Here is a 14,801-nt window from a genome sequence, read left to right on the forward strand (position 1 = left end):
CCATTAGCTCAGTAGGTAGAGCATCTGACTTTTAATCAGAGGGTCGGAGGTTCGAGTCCTCCATGGCTCACTGTTTGCGGAAGTAGTTCAGTGGTAGAACACCACCTTGCCAAGGTGGGGGTCGCGGGTTCGAGTCCCGTCTTCCGCTCCATGGGGCCTTAGCTCAGCTGGGAGAGCGCCTGCTTTGCACGCAGGAGGTCATCGGTTCGATCCCGATAGGCTCCATACTAAAACCTTAGGTATTACCTAAGGTTTTTTTCTGTTTGTTATAGAATAAATATTCAAAAAGTTGTCGAGTTGAGCCAACTGTTTCTCCTCATGTACAATAAACATCAGATACAACAAGGGGAGGAGATCGAGATGAACATTTCGATTATTGGAGTGCCAATGGACTTAGGACAAACACGTCGTGGTGTCGATATGGGGCCAAGTGCCATTCGCTACGCTGGCGTAGTAGAGCGTTTAGAAAACTTAAATCATGATATTGAGGATTTAGGAGATATTCAAATTGGTCGCGCTGAGCGCGTTCAAGGTGTGACAAATCCAAAATTACGAAACTTGAAAGCGGTTGCTGAAGCGAATGAAAAACTAGCCGCTACGGTGGATGAAGTTGTAGCCAAAGGTCGTTTCCCACTAGTGCTTGGTGGGGATCACAGCATTGCGATTGGGACACTTGCAGGAGTGGCTAGACATTATAAAAATTTAGGCGTCATTTGGTACGATGCACATGGAGATTTAAACACGGAAGAAACGTCTCCCTCGGGAAATATTCACGGTATGTCGCTTGCTGCAAGTTTAGGACTTGGTCATCCAGCTTTAACGATGATTGGTGGATATAGTCCAAAAGTGAAACCAGAAAATATTGTGATCATCGGTGCTCGTGCACTTGATGAAGGCGAAAAACAATTAATTAAAGAAAAAGGAATCAAAATATATACAATGCATGAGGTTGATCGTCTCGGTATGACAAAAGTAATGGAAGAGACGATTGCGTATTTAAAAGAACGAACAGACGGTGTACATTTGTCTCTTGACTTAGATGGGCTTGACCCACATGATGCACCTGGAGTTGGAACGCCGGTGATCGGTGGGCTCTCTTACCGTGAAAGTCATTTAGCGATGGAAATGTTAGCTGAAGCGCAAATCGTCACTTCAGCTGAATTTGTTGAAGTGAATCCGATTTTAGATGAGCGCAATAAAACAGCTGCAACTGCTGTCGCTTTAATGGGATCGCTGTTCGGTGAGAAGCTTGTATGAGGGGTGGCATGATGCCACCTCTTCATTTTTTTTAAAATATGAACATATTCGTTGCGATTTGTGGAACTTTGCTTTATGTTATTCGTATAAAATAGTAGCCCCCATGTGGAGGTAAATATTACATGGACATGTTTATTAGGCAACGCATTAAAGCAGTTAAAAAAGGAGATCAAAGTGCTTTTGCTGATATTGTTGAAATGTACAAAGATAAAATTTATCAACTATGCTATCGCATGTTAGGAAATCGTCATGAGGCGGAGGATGCGGCACAAGAAGCTTTTATTCGGGCGTATGTCAACATCCATACGTACGATCCAACTATGAAATTTTCTTCTTGGTTGTATCGCATTGCAACGAATTTATCGATCGATCGCATGCGTAAAAAAAAGCCTGATGTTTATTTAGATGCGGAAGTGTCAGGAACAGATGGGCTAACGATGTACTCTCAGCTTGCAGATAAGGGAACTTCTCCGGAAGATGCATTAGAAAGCTTAGAGTTACAGAAAATGGTTCAAGAAGCGATTTTAAAATTGCCCGAAAAATATCGCACAGTCATCGTTTTAAAATATATTGACGAGCTATCGTTACAAGAAATTAGTGACATTTTAAACTTGCCGATTGGCACAGTAAAGACGCGCATTCATCGTGGTCGTGAAGCATTGCGTAAACATTTAGGTCATTTATGATAAAAGGAGTGAGACAGATGCCATGCTCTAAACAAATTGTTCAATGGATGCATGACTACTTGGACGGAGATATTCCAAAAGAAGAAGAACAACAATTGCGCAACCATATTCAGCAATGTGAAGCATGTCGCGAGCATTTTTATGCATTGGAAAAAACAGTGGCGTTTGTCGAAAATGTTTCCCACTTCACCCCTTCAGACGATTTTATCAAAAAAGTGATGTACAACTTACCTCGTGAAAAACGACGTGTACGTTGGAAACGGTGGTTTACTCATCATCCGTTTTTAACGGCTGCATCACTATTTCTCCTATTAAGCACAAGTGGCTTGTGGGCCGTTTGGCAAGAGGACAATGAATTTTCGTTTTCTAAGCAAGAACATTTAATTGTTCAAAATCATACTGTCATTGTGCCGAAAGGAAAAGTCGTGGAAGGTGATATTGTTGTCCGAAATGGTGATATTCAAATTGAAGGAGAAGTGCGTGGCAACGTTACTGTTATTAACGGTCATAAATATTTAGCTTCTGCTGGTGAAGTAACCGGACAAATTGAAGAAGTTAATGAAGTATTTGATTGGATTTGGTATAATGTAAAAAGAGTCGGTTACAATATCGCCAAAACATTAACGAAATAGCCATCCATATTGATGGCTTTTTTACATGTGAGAGCAATTAGAATGAGTGAAGGAAGTGTAAAAATGCCATTTGGAGAGCTCCCAACATTTGTGAATTACCTCATTAAGTTTGTAGACATTCTTGTCGTTTGGTTTGTGATTTACAAACTCATTATGGTTGTGCGTGGCACGAAAGCGGTGCAACTATTGAAAGGGATCATTGTCATTATCCTTGTTCGCATTGTAAGTAGCTTCATCGGATTAAGCACGTTGCAATGGTTGATGGATCAGGCGATTACATGGGGTTTTTTAGCTATCATCATTATTTTCCAGCCTGAGTTACGTCGAGCACTTGAACAGCTAGGGAGGGGAAAACTGTTTTCTCGGAGCACGACGCCTGAAGAGGAAGAGCAAACGCACATCATTGAAGCGATTGTGAAAGCGACAGAGTATATGGCAAAACGACGAATCGGGGCGTTAATTTCTATTGAACGAGAAACAGGAATGGGCGATTACATTGAAACCGGCATCCCATTACACGCACACGTTTCATCAGAATTGCTCATTAACATTTTTATTCCAAATACGCCACTTCACGATGGAGCTGTTATTGTTCAAAGAAATCAAATCGCTGCGGCATCTTGTTATTTGCCGCTGTCTGAAAGCCCGTTTATTTCTAAAGAGCTTGGCACGCGACATCGCGCGGCATTAGGTATTAGTGAAGTGACCGACAGCATTACCGTTGTTGTATCCGAAGAAACTGGAGCAATTTCTGTTACGAAAAATGGGGAGCTTTACCGTGACTTAAAGTTAGATGTATTGAGAGAATTGCTGACGAAAGAGCTCATCCAACCGAAGACAACTTCCTCATCTCGTTGGCAGTGGAGGGCGAAAAAAAGTGGATAAATGGATGAATAGCCCATGGTTTATACGTATTTTTTCTTTGTTGTTAGCGCTTATGATTTACGTTTCAGTCAATATTGAAACACAATCGAATAGTACGTCACGCAATACGGTTGGTCAATCGGATATTGAAACGGTGACGGACGTTCCAGTCGTCGCGTATTACGATCAAGAAAACCTTGTTGTTTCAGGGATCCCCCAATCTGTGAATGTCATGCTTGAGGGGCCAAAAAGCATTGTTACGCCAACGAAGCTGCAGCGAGATTTTGAAGTGTATGTCGATTTATCTAAGTTGTCAATTGGCAAACATACTGTTCCTTTGAAATACCGAAATATTTCGGAAAAGTTGCGTGTCACTATTGATCCAGCGACAATTACTGTAACGATTGATGAACGAGTGTCAAAAGACTTTCCTGTAGAAGTTGACTTTATTAATAAATCACAAATTGCAGATGGTTATTCACCAGAACAGCCAATTGTGAAGCCAAATGTTGTGAAAGTGACCGGAGCAAAAACATTAATTGATAAAGTGGCATTAGTAAAGGCACGTGTAGACTTAAAAGGAGTTGAAGAAACAATTGAGCGGGAGTCGAAAGTGACGGTATATGATAAAGAAGGAAATGTGTTACCGCTCGATGTGGAACCATCCATTGTCGACATTACCGTGCCAATAAAAAGTCCAAGTAAAACCGTTCCTTTAAAAATTGAACGAAAAGGAACGTTACGCGAAGGATTAAGCATTGTCAAAATGGAAGTAATTCCGAGTGAAGTAACGATTTTTGGACAAAAAGCAAAGATCGATGAGATCGAGTTTATTAGTGGTATTGAAGTCGACTTAAGCGATATTACAAGCGATACCACTTTACAAGTTGATGTGCCTGTTCCAAAAGGAGCTAAAATGGTAGATCCGGCGAAAGTAACAATTTTAATTGAAATTGAACAAGAAAAAGAAAGAACATTTGATCAAGTTCCAATTGAAATCATCGGACTAAACGATGCGTACAAGGCAGAATTTATCGATCCTGCTGATCGAAATGTTACACTAACGGCTTTAGGGGCCCAAAGTGTATTGGATGCTATTCAGTTGAAAGATATTGAGGTATACTTAAACGTTAGTGAATTAGGTATTGGAGAACATGACGTACCAATTGAAGTCAATGGTCCTCAAAACGTTCGATGGAGACTACCGAAAAAAGAAGCAACGATTCGCATTACAAGAAACGAGTAATAATAGAAGGAGCGATAGCATGGGTAAGTATTTCGGAACAGACGGTGTTCGAGGGATTGCCAATAGCGAATTAACGCCAGAATTAGCTTTTAAAATTGGTCGTTTTGGTGGGTATGTATTAACGAAAGATAAAGAACGTCCGAAAGTATTAATCGGACGCGATACACGCATTTCTGGTCATATGCTCGAAGGAGCGCTTGTTGCTGGATTGCTCTCCATCGGAGCAGAAGTGATGCGCCTTGGTGTTATTTCGACGCCGGGTGTAGCCTACTTAACAAAGGCGCTAGGGGCACAAGCAGGAGTTATGATCTCTGCTTCCCATAACCCCGTTCAAGATAACGGCATTAAGTTTTTCGGTCCAGATGGGTTTAAGCTTTCTGATGAACAAGAGTTAGAAATTGAAGCACTTCTTGATAGTGAAGAAGATACGTTGCCACGTCCAATCGGCAAATATTTAGGGCAAGTAAACGACTATTTTGAAGGTGGACAAAAATATTTACAATATTTAAAACAAACGGTAGATGAAGATTTTTCAGGCATTCATGTCGCGCTTGATTGTGCACATGGGGCGACATCGGCATTAGCGACACATTTATTTGCTGATTTAGATGCCGATGTATCGACGATGGGTGCATCACCGAACGGATTAAACATTAACGACGGTGTCGGTTCGACGCATCCAGAGGCGTTGGCTGCGTTTGTGAAAGAAAAAGGAGCAGATGTAGGATTAGCGTTTGATGGCGATGGTGACCGATTAATTGCTGTGGATGAAAACGGTGAGATTGTTGACGGTGACCAAATTATGTACATTTGCGCAAAATATTTACATGAACAAGGGCGTTTGAAACATCAAACGGTCGTCTCAACCGTCATGAGCAACCTCGGTTTTTATAAAGCGCTTGAAGCACAAGGAATCAAAAGCGTACAAACAGCTGTTGGCGACCGTTACGTCGTCGAAGAAATGAAAAAAAACGGCTACAATCTAGGTGGAGAACAATCGGGGCATATTATTTTCCTCGATTACAATACGACAGGCGACGGGCTACTGACAGCGCTACAGCTTGTTAACATTATGAAAGTAACGAAAAAGCCGCTTTCTGAGCTAGCTGGGGAAATGAAAAAATATCCACAAAAATTAGTGAATGTAAAAGTAACAGATAAACAGGAAGCAATCGCAAACGAAGAAGTGCAACGTGTCATTCGCGAAGTGGAAGAAGAGATGGCTGGAAACGGCCGCATTCTCGTTCGTCCGTCTGGTACGGAGCCGCTCGTTCGTGTGATGGCAGAGGCGCCAACAAATGAACTTTGCGATCAATATGTCGAGCGAATCGCATCGATTGTTCGTGAGCGCTTTGGCGTACAATAATGATTTCAGTAAACGATATGCATAAATGGAACAGTTTATTCCATTTATGCATATTTTGTTTATACAGGGGTGAGCGATACACATTGACGTTTGCCTCTTTGTTGTTGTAAACTATTGTTGTTTGACATCTTACATGAAAGGAGGATAGCGGAAAAAAAGTTTCACAAAAGCGCCTGGACTAAGCTTTGGACGGGAAAAAAGCTTAGTTGACGAGGAGGAGGTTTATCGAGTGTTCGGCGGATGCCTCCCGGCTGATGCGATGACAGCCGCAAGTTCTTTCTTAAAACAAAGAGGCGACTCTTTGCACAAAGGAAAGAACGTTCATCGCAAACAAATATTTTAAGGGGCAAGAGCCCCTTCTTGCCCCTATTATTAGGGAGGATTTATTATGTGCGGAATCGTTGGTTATATTGGTGAACAACCAGCAAAAGAAATTTTATTGTACGGATTAGAAAAATTAGAATACCGTGGCTATGACTCGGCAGGGATTGCGTTATTAAACGAAAAAGGTGTTCATGTGTTTAAAGAAAAGGGACGCATTGCTGACTTGCGTGCGATTGTCGCAGAAGATGTCGATGCGCCGCTTGGCATTGGCCATACACGTTGGGCAACACATGGCGTACCGAACCGTGTTAACGCCCATCCACATCAGAGCACATCAGGCCGTTTTACGCTTGTGCACAATGGGGTAATTGAAAACTATGAATTGTTAAAACGCGATTATTTAGCACACGTATCCTTTACAAGCGATACAGATACAGAAGTCATTGTGCAGCTAATTGAAACGTTCGTAAACGACGGATTATCGGTAGAAGAAGCGTTTCGTAAGACGCTTTCGTTATTAAAAGGTTCGTATGCGATCGCGTTAATTGATGCCGAAAACGATGGTGTCATTTATGCAGCGAAAAACAAAAGCCCGCTTTTAGCTGGATTAGGTGAAGGATTTAATGTCGTCGCAAGCGATGCATTAGCGATGTTACAAGTGACAAATCGATATGTTGAGTTAATGGATAAAGAAATCGTCATTGTCACAAAAGAACATGTGACAATTAAAAAGTTAAATGGTGAAGTCGTAGAGCGTGCACCGTATGTAGCGGAATTAGATGCAAGCGACATTGAAAAAGGAACGTATTCTTACTACATGTTAAAAGAAATTGACGAACAACCGCTTGTCATTCGTCGTTTAATTGAAAAATATCGCAATGAACAAGGCGAGTTAGCGATTGATGAAGATATCGTGCAAGCAGTGAATGAAGCCGATCGTTTATATATTGTCGCATGCGGCACGAGCTATCATGCTGGTTTAGTCGGCAAACAATTGATTGAAAACTGGGCGAAAATCCCTGTCGAAGTGCATATCGCAAGCGAATTTTCGTACAACATGCCGCTTTTATCAGAAAAACCGTTATTTATTTTCATTTCACAAAGCGGAGAAACAGCGGACAGCCGTGCGGTGCTTGTACGCACGAAAGAGCTTGGCCATAAATCGTTAACGATTACGAACGTACCGGGTTCAACATTATCGCGTGAAGCAGATTATACGCTTCTTCTTCATGCTGGACCGGAAATCGCTGTTGCATCAACGAAAGCATATACAGCACAAATTGCGGTGCTTGCGATGTTAGCGGCGGTCGCTGCGAAAGCAAAAGGCATCGCGCTAGATGTTGACGTCACAAAAGAACTCGGCATTGTCGCCAATGCGATGGAGACACTTTGCGACGCAAAACATGAAATGGAACAAATTGCACGCGAATATTTAGCGACAACACGCAACTGCTTCTTTATCGGTCGCGCGGTTGACTATTATGTCGTATTAGAAGGGGCATTAAAGCTAAAAGAAATTTCTTACATTCAAGCAGAAGGCTTTGCAGGTGGAGAATTGAAGCACGGTACGATCGCTTTAATTGAAAATGGCACACCAGTCATTGCCCTAGCGACACAAGAACATGTGAACTTAAGCATTCGCGGAAACGTCAAAGAAGTGGTCGCTCGCGGCGCTAATCCGTGCATTATCTCAATGAAAGGATTAGACATGGAGGACGACCGTTTCGTCATTCCAGCCGTTCATCCGATGCTCACACCGCTTGCGTCTGTCGTGCCATTGCAATTGATTGCTTACTATGCGGCATTACACCGCGGCTGCGATGTCGACAAACCACGCAACTTGGCGAAGTCGGTAACGGTGGAGTAAAAATTAGAAGAAATGATAAAAACACACGTCACGATGTATGTAATCGGACGTGTGTTTTTTCGTGTAAATATTTATGCCTTGTTGTTTCGTTTGTTTTGCTGATACAGTTGTACGATTTGTTCCTCCTGTTCACGAATGATGACTTTTGGAACAGGCGTCGGTTTTTTGTTTTGATCGATGGCGACCATTGTTAAAAAGCATGTGGTTGTTAAGTGATGTTCTCCTGTAAATAAATCTTCTGTTTCGACTTTGACGAATACTTTCATGGATGTGCGTCCGGTCGAGTAGACGAATGCTTCAAGCTTTAAAATATCGCCTACTTTCGCAGAAGAAATAAAGTCAACTTTGTCGATCGAAACGGTGACGACGGCTTTTCGTGCATGGCGCATGGCGGATATTGCCGCAATTTCATCAATATAAGCTAAAACGGTACCACCAAAAATCGTGCCGAGATGGTTCGTATCAGAAGGTAATACGAGCCGTGTTTGAATCGTTTTCGACTGCTCGACGCTCACTTCCATGACTTCATCCCTCCGTAAGCCAAAAGTCGCTCCCGGTATTCGTGTGCGGCTTCCACCATCACTTTGAGTGCGGCAATTGCTTCTTTTTCTTTTCGCGTTTTTAATCCACAATCGGGATTGACCCAAAATTGTTCTGGACGAAGAACCCGAAGTGCCCGTTCGATTTGCTCACTTATTTCTTCTTTTGTCGGAATGCGCGGACTATGAATGTCATACACCCCTAAGCCAATTTCCTTTTGGTACTCATATGTTTCAAATGATGAAACAAGTTCACCGTGGCTTCGTGACGATTCAATGGAAATGACATCCGCATCAAGCTCATCAATGATATGCATCATATGTTCAAACTGTGAATAGCACATATGTGTATGAATTTGCGTTTTCTCTGTTTTTGCGAATTGCTCTTTGTTTATTTGCCCATTCCAAAAAGATTCTAATGCTTTTTTCCATTCTCTTTTTTCACCAATGCGCGGATATCCTACATTTGAACTACGAATGAACAAGTTAAGCACCTCCAGTTATTTATATCCCAATCAAGAAAAAAAACCCTCTTCCAAACAGAAGGAGGGCATAGCTAGCTTGTATTGAGATACATGAAGTGCCTCAAGATCATATGTCCTCACTCCTCCCTATGACGCGTAGGTCGTAAGTGCATACAACAGGCAGGTCTCCTGACTTAGCTTCATCGCTGTTTATCTCCTTCCCATTTCAAATGAAACAGTGGATTGTGATAAACAGCTCTGCATCACAGTGGCGCGACCGTGTTGGATTTTCACCAAACTTCCCTTTTAAGATTCACAGCATGTGTGAACCACCTGTTGCGTGAACTTATTATGTTATTGTATAAGATTCAGAATAAACGAACTTTTTGTTTTTTTCAACCGAAATGTTTTTTTCGTGTGAGGGGCATGACAGAATGATAAATGGGTATATTTTCATTTTGAGTTAATATTCATATTTTATTGGTAAATTTATATTAAAAAGTGTTGATTTTTTTGTTATAGTTTTACATGGTATCGATACTACTATAAGTTGTTCAAACGGAAATCTTTGAATTGAAGGGAATGGAAATAATTGATCACTATTCGGAATATAAAAAAATGCTACAAATTAAACAGAGAAAACATTGAAGTATTGAAAGGAGTTTCCTTACACCTTCAAAAAGGGCAGTTGATTTTTTTATTAGGGGAATCGGGGTGTGGAAAATCTACTTTATTGAATATTATTGGTGGGTTAGACTATGCAGATGATGGGGAATACATTTTTCACTCGATCAATGTTCGGGAATTCAATGAAAAGCGATGGGCGTGCTTACGACGAGAAAAGATTGGGTTTGTGTTTCAAAGCTTTAACCTTATTCCTCATCTAAGCGCTCTAGAAAATGTGGAAATGAGCATGATTTTATTAGGAAAATCTAAAGAAGAAAGAAAAGAAAGAGCAATAGAGCTTCTAAATATGGTCGGATTAGGCGATAAATTAGATTATTTGCCTAATCAGTTGAGTGGGGGACAGAAGCAGCGTGTAGCCATAGCGAGAGCGTTAGCAAATGATCCGGACATTATATTGGCAGACGAACCAACAGGAGCGTTAGACTCAGAAAACTCAGTACATATTATGGAAATACTAAAGAAGATTTCACAACAAGGGAAAATCGTGTTAGTTGTAACACATTCTCAAGAGTTAACTTCATATGCAGATAGGGTTATAAGAATGAGGGATGGTGAAATCATTGAAGATGAGCACGCTTTGGATACGGAAAAAATTGAAGATGTGTATGAGGATAGTGTAGCAAGTAAGGGAAAAAAACTAGATTTACTTACAACTTTAAAACTATCGTTTAGAAATATAAAAAATAAAAAATGGAGAAATATTTTAACTGCTATAGGCGCATCGATTGGCATTTTTGGATTATCTATCATTATGGCTTTAGGAAACGGAGTTAAAGATAAGTTATCTAGTTCGATAGATGAAGCTACAGCAAAATCGTCTTTAAGTGTAGCAAATGAACAGTTTGCGCTTTTAAATGAGAAAGACATCGTTCGGTTGAGGGAAATCAAAGGAGTAAAGGATATATATCCGTACAACCCATTCCAAATAAGCATTAAAACGAAAGAAGGAGATAAATCCACTTCGTCAGCTGAGAGTTTGGCTCCTAAAAAATATGCTGAGATCATATATGGTAAAAAATATATCGTAAAAGGAAAGTTTCCAGACGATCAAAGAGATGAAATTGTGCTACCTGAGCGCATAGCCAAAAAACTGTTTAAAGATTCTACAGAGGCCGTTGGAAAAAATGTCTCGCTTGTTGTACAGTTAATGTCTTTAAAAGAAATTTATCCGACGGTTAACGTTCGTGCGACGGTAGTAGGGGTGGTAAAGAATAATTCTATCCCTTTGCTCGATACGGTAGGAATTTCTTATGGATTGTCACAGAAGATTATGAAAGAATCGATAGGCAATAGTACAGGTGCTCTATCCTTCACTATTATCCCATCATCTATCAATGATATAGACCATTTAAAAAGTAAAATTAAGCAGATGGGGTATAAAGTACAGACGGATGAAGAAAGTCAAAATGAAATTAATGAATATGTTTCCTTAGCAAGTGTTGCATTGGGAATGTTGTCTGGCATATCGCTTATTGTTTCATCCATTATGATTGGCATTGTCTTATACGTGAGCGTTTTAGAACGAACTCGAGAGATTGGGATTTTAAAAGCACTCGGTGCATTTCGTTCAGATATTCGCCGCATATTTGTCACAGAAGGCATGTTGATCGGTATTATTGGGGGAGCTTTTGGGGTTTTAGGATCTATTGCTGTGGGGAAAGTTGCAAATTACACGATCACAACGTTAATGAAAAAGAGTAATTTGGACATTTTTCAGTTTAGTTTTGTTCAAGCTGTACTTCTTATTATTTTTAGTGGACTGTTAGGTATTTTGGCTTCTTTTGTCCCTGCAAATAAAGCTGCGAAGCAACCTGCTGTGGAAGCATTGCGATATGAGTGAGAATAGGATATGGAGCGTGAAAATGATGAAATGGATGAATATCGCGTTTATTTTATCGGTCATTTCCTTTGTTTTTTATAAATTGATTTCTGGAGAGACGATTAGCAATACTGCGTGGGCAATCTCTATTTTTCTTGTAATCACTAATTTTATTGGTTTGATAAAGGGACGTAGAGAGAGTAAACAATTGTAATCCGTATACACCCCTTAACCTTTGGTTTACGCAGCACATCCGATGTGATGTAAGGAGGTTGCAAGACATACGGTTCAAATGTAAGGAGTCAAATTCTCCCACCTAGTTAAAAAGGAGGGGGCTATTTGACGTTTTTTATACTTGGAGGGTGCAAGTACATGTTTGGGAACTAGGGTTTGTCGAAAAATCAGAGGTATCTTTAGTTAAGGGTGATATAATGGGTTCAAAGGAACATTTAAAAAACAAAATAGAACGAAAGGTAGTGTCAAAAAATCTATGAAAAGACCTTTTTGAATTCTTTTTTAAGGTATTCAAGGGCGATGGTGGAATCGGATTCGCCCTTGACCAACACTCGCCAAAGGAGAGAAACGGTCAGTAAGGGCAAGGGAGAGAAAAAGGGCATAGGAAAGCAGCCCTTGCCCTATCCTGATTTTACCTTTGGCGAGATTCGGATGGTCAAGGGTTCGCTTCGCCGAATCTGTCCTTAGGACGCTGCTTGTTGTGCCAACATCTCTTGCGCCATGGCGATCAACTTCGCCCAGCGCGCAGGCATGTGTGGGAGGCTCTCCAACGCTGGGATGACGACAGGTACTCGTTTTTCTAGGGCACTATGTGGGCGTAAGAAGTTAAAATACGCCACAAAGAGCGTGACAAAGGAAACGGAGCCTTCTTCTGCACCAAATCTTCAGGAATCGACGGCAGCTTTTTGAGGACGTCATTGATCGCACGGATGGCAGAGAATGTATCCCGATTGGGGGAGACCCGATAAGACAGCACGATCTTTTTCACGGTATCAAACATAAAGAACAAGTAATGCCAGTGCCCTTTGACGCGAATATACGTCTCGTCGCCGCAGAAGGATCCAGATAACTCATACGGAAAACGATCGACAAAAGGTTGGACGATCAGCGCAACACTATTGGCATAGTTGATGACCGTTTGGTGAGAAATTGACAACCCATGGACATCTTTCATGATACTCGCTGTTTTCCGCGCAGAGAGTCCATAGTTGACGTGATACGTCAAGATCAGCCCGAGCGTGTGAGAGGACACCGAAAGACGAGATACATCCACTTTGGTCTTGATCGGCGACGACGGCGCCAACGGCTTGAAATCGAAGAGAAACTCGCGATAAAGATAGCGAACTTTAAAGGCATATGGTGCGTGTTGAAACTGTTCTTTTTCTTGAGGTGTCATCCGCCGCAAGTTTGCTTGGTAAAACGAACAATCATCATTTTTGCATTTATGGATGTAATAATCGTTGCGCTCTTTGATTTTCTCGAGTGCCTTTAAACAATGTGGGCACCGAAAAATCACTTCTTTGGCAAAACGGCTGCGATGGTTGAAACGGCAATGACATACTTTGCATTGATACTGACCTTTGCCTCCGTTGTTGGCGTACACGTACGCAGAAGGAGCTTGGCATTGTGGACACGTCAATGTATCTGGAACCGTGGTTTTTGTGTTTGCGTGCCTTTTAATCGGTTTCAATGGTTTCCCGTGTTGTTGTTCGTATTCGACCAGAAGTTGACGATAATCCAAACGCGGAAGCGTTTCGATGACAGGCAGTTCATCGACTTTTAGTTTCTGATACGATGGATTCACAGGCTCTTCGTCATCCCAGTCTGTGAGGGACTTTCCAAAAAGTACACCTAGTAAATAATGATTTGATATTGGATCTTGATTATTTGGAGCATTTTGATTAATAATTGAGGTAACAAGCTTGTCACTCCTTTGTTTAGGTAGTTGGGTGTGGGGTTACCTCAATCGTACCAAAAACAGTAGGGGTGGCAAGCTTTTTTTGTCGCGAACTGCAGAAAATCAATAAAAACTTAGGGTATGCCTTTAAAACTTTTGACAATATCGAAGTAGTTTGGAGGGGATTCGTATTAAAGAAATTCGATTTATCTTTTTATTAACTATACTCATCCCAATAATAACAATAAATTTAATTCCCAAAGTTGCCCTTGCTAATGACGAAGAAAATTGGATTGTTCGTCACATTTTATTAAATTACAAAATTGAAGAGACAAGTAAATCACTAAAAGTATATTATGTTCAAATTCAACAACAAAAAGAGAAAGAGCCGATTATTGATCCTCATTTTGTAAAGACAATATATTTAGACGAGAATATAGATGTAAGTAACAAAAAGTTAAGAGACTTCGTAGAGAACGATCAAAGTCTTTACTACGATATTTATATAAATGACACGATATTAGGAAAAAGGGCACCTATTTTTGCAGATGTTAGTACAGAGAAGCCATCGGAGGATGAGATTCAGTCTTATATTAATAGGGCGATAGAAACCATAAGAAAAGATTTTGAAGAACCGCCAAGCCAAGAAGAAATTAATAAGCAGATAAATGAGAGAATGAAGAAATTTAATTCTTATGCTCAACAGCGAGATTATTCAGTAATGCAATTCGTTTTTATGATAATAGGTTTTTTGATGTTGTATGGTATATTTACATTTGTTAAAAATAGTAAAAAGTAATGGTGACTATTCAGCTACATAAATCAAGTAAGCTGAATAGTTTTTGCTTTCCCTGTCTATCCTGAAAACAAAAAGACCACCTTTCTTTGTCGGAACGGACGTATCACTGTGAAGTGTGTGAGGTAGAAGTCGATCGCGATCTCAACGCGAGCATCAACTTGAAAAACTATGCCAAGTAAAGTGACACATGTACTCATACGTTAGTGGGGAAGTGAAGCCTTCGGAGCGCCGAGAAAATGAGAGTAGCTTTTTACGAAATTGGGAGCGATGTGATGTTAGTCTAGATTATAGACACAACGAATAGAGAAATGTACAGTAAATCTATCAATGATGAGGGGT

The 14,801-nt window shown here is 40.7% G+C and carries 10 protein-coding genes, 2 tRNA genes, 3 pseudogenes and 1 riboswitch; of the genes and pseudogenes, 12 read left to right on the forward strand and 3 right to left on the reverse strand.

All coding sequences use genetic code 11. The features are described 5' to 3' along the window. The first annotated feature begins 76 nt into the window (after window positions 1–76). From LD028_RS08340 to glmS, 9 genes are all read left to right on the forward strand, one after another. Window positions 77–151 (forward strand) — tRNA-Gly (locus LD028_RS08340). A gap of 1 nt (window position 152) precedes the next feature. Next, window positions 153–225: transfer RNA gene (locus tag LD028_RS08345), tRNA-Ala, on the forward strand. 135 nt (window positions 226–360) lie between these two features. Continuing rightward, entirely contained in the window at window positions 361–1,257 is an 897-nt protein-coding gene (gene rocF, locus LD028_RS08350; RefSeq protein WP_237810767.1) for an arginase, read from the forward strand. A gap of 122 nt (window positions 1,258–1,379) precedes the next feature. Beyond that, a complete protein-coding gene (gene sigW / locus LD028_RS08355; RefSeq protein ID WP_004888718.1) occupies window positions 1,380–1,943 on the forward strand; it encodes an RNA polymerase sigma factor SigW in 564 nt (187 codons plus the stop codon). A 17-nt stretch (window positions 1,944–1,960) separates the two neighbouring features. Then, entirely contained in the window at window positions 1,961–2,575 is a 615-nt protein-coding gene (locus LD028_RS08360) for an anti-sigma factor family protein (protein WP_237811550.1), read from the forward strand. Window positions 2,576–2,638: 63 nt separating this feature from the next. Beyond that, a complete protein-coding gene (gene cdaA / locus LD028_RS08365; RefSeq protein WP_077429739.1) occupies window positions 2,639–3,460 on the forward strand; it encodes a diadenylate cyclase CdaA in 822 nt (273 codons plus the stop codon). Further along, window positions 3,453–4,685, forward strand: coding sequence for a CdaR family protein (locus LD028_RS08370; RefSeq protein WP_237811551.1), 1,233 nt, complete (start codon window positions 3,453–3,455; stop codon window positions 4,683–4,685). The genes cdaA and LD028_RS08370 overlap by 8 nt, the downstream gene beginning before the upstream one ends. A gap of 19 nt (window positions 4,686–4,704) precedes the next feature. Beyond that, window positions 4,705–6,051, forward strand: a complete 1,347-nt coding sequence (gene glmM, locus LD028_RS08375; protein WP_237811552.1) for a phosphoglucosamine mutase — start codon at window positions 4,705–4,707, stop codon at window positions 6,049–6,051. A 388-nt stretch (window positions 6,052–6,439) separates the two neighbouring features. After that, on the forward strand, window positions 6,440–8,242 hold the full coding sequence (gene glmS / locus LD028_RS08380; protein WP_237811553.1) for a glutamine--fructose-6-phosphate transaminase (isomerizing): 1,803 nt from the start codon (window positions 6,440–6,442) through the stop codon (window positions 8,240–8,242). A 71-nt stretch (window positions 8,243–8,313) separates the two neighbouring features. Here the strand turns inward: glmS and LD028_RS08385 are convergent, their stop codons facing one another. Continuing rightward, window positions 8,314–8,763: an acyl-CoA thioesterase gene (locus tag LD028_RS08385; RefSeq protein ID WP_009362626.1), complete on the reverse strand. Its 450-nt coding sequence runs from the start codon at window positions 8,761–8,763 to the stop codon at window positions 8,314–8,316. Further along, window positions 8,754–9,260 (reverse strand): annotated as a pseudogene (locus LD028_RS08390) (5-methyltetrahydropteroyltriglutamate--homocysteine S-methyltransferase); the annotation flags it as partial. The pseudogene LD028_RS08390 and the gene LD028_RS08385, both read right to left, overlap by 10 nt. A gap of 147 nt (window positions 9,261–9,407) precedes the next feature. After that, a riboswitch (cobalamin riboswitch) is annotated at window positions 9,408–9,597 on the reverse strand. A 240-nt stretch (window positions 9,598–9,837) separates the two neighbouring features. Between LD028_RS08390 and LD028_RS08400 the strand changes: the two are divergent. Beyond that, complete coding sequence (locus LD028_RS08400; RefSeq protein WP_237811554.1) at window positions 9,838–11,772, forward strand: ABC transporter ATP-binding protein/permease; 1,935 nt, start codon at window positions 9,838–9,840, stop codon at window positions 11,770–11,772. A 677-nt stretch (window positions 11,773–12,449) separates the two neighbouring features. On the opposite strand, the pseudogene LD028_RS08405 reads toward LD028_RS08400, so the two are convergent. Further along, a pseudogene (locus LD028_RS08405) lies at window positions 12,450–13,686 on the reverse strand (IS6 family transposase). A 152-nt stretch (window positions 13,687–13,838) separates the two neighbouring features. Here LD028_RS08405 and LD028_RS08410 point away from each other — a divergent pair. Together LD028_RS08410 and LD028_RS08415 are read left to right on the forward strand one after the other, a co-directional pair. Then, the gene (locus tag LD028_RS08410) at window positions 13,839–14,462 is read left to right on the forward strand and encodes a hypothetical protein (protein WP_237811555.1); all 624 of its coding nucleotides are present in this window, start codon (window positions 13,839–13,841) and stop codon (window positions 14,460–14,462) included. A 71-nt stretch (window positions 14,463–14,533) separates the two neighbouring features. Beyond that, window positions 14,534–14,641 (forward strand): annotated as a pseudogene (locus LD028_RS08415) (zinc ribbon domain-containing protein); the annotation flags it as partial. Between the last annotated feature and the right edge of the window lie 160 nt (window positions 14,642–14,801).

It is taken from the genome of Anoxybacillus sp. LAT27 (assembly GCF_022030075.1).
GTDB classification, from domain to species: domain Bacteria; phylum Bacillota; class Bacilli; order Bacillales; family Anoxybacillaceae; genus Anoxybacillus; species Anoxybacillus kestanbolensis.

Bases quoted from the DNA above. Each gene is read 5' to 3' on its own strand.
- rocF (WP_237810767.1), top strand. From the start codon at position 361: ATGAACATTTCGATTATTGGAGTGCCAATGGACTTAGGACAAACACGT.
- sigW (WP_004888718.1), top strand. From the start codon at position 1,380: ATGGACATGTTTATTAGGCAACGCATTAAAGCAGTTAAAAAAGGAGAT.
- LD028_RS08360 (WP_237811550.1), top strand. From the start codon at position 1,961: ATGCCATGCTCTAAACAAATTGTTCAATGGATGCATGACTACTTGGAC.
- cdaA (WP_077429739.1), top strand. From the start codon at position 2,639: ATGCCATTTGGAGAGCTCCCAACATTTGTGAATTACCTCATTAAGTTT.
- glmM (WP_237811552.1), top strand. From the start codon at position 4,705: ATGGGTAAGTATTTCGGAACAGACGGTGTTCGAGGGATTGCCAATAGC.
- glmS (WP_237811553.1), top strand. From the start codon at position 6,440: ATGTGCGGAATCGTTGGTTATATTGGTGAACAACCAGCAAAAGAAATT.
- LD028_RS08385 (WP_009362626.1), bottom strand. From the start codon at position 8,763: ATGGAAGTGAGCGTCGAGCAGTCGAAAACGATTCAAACACGGCTCGTA.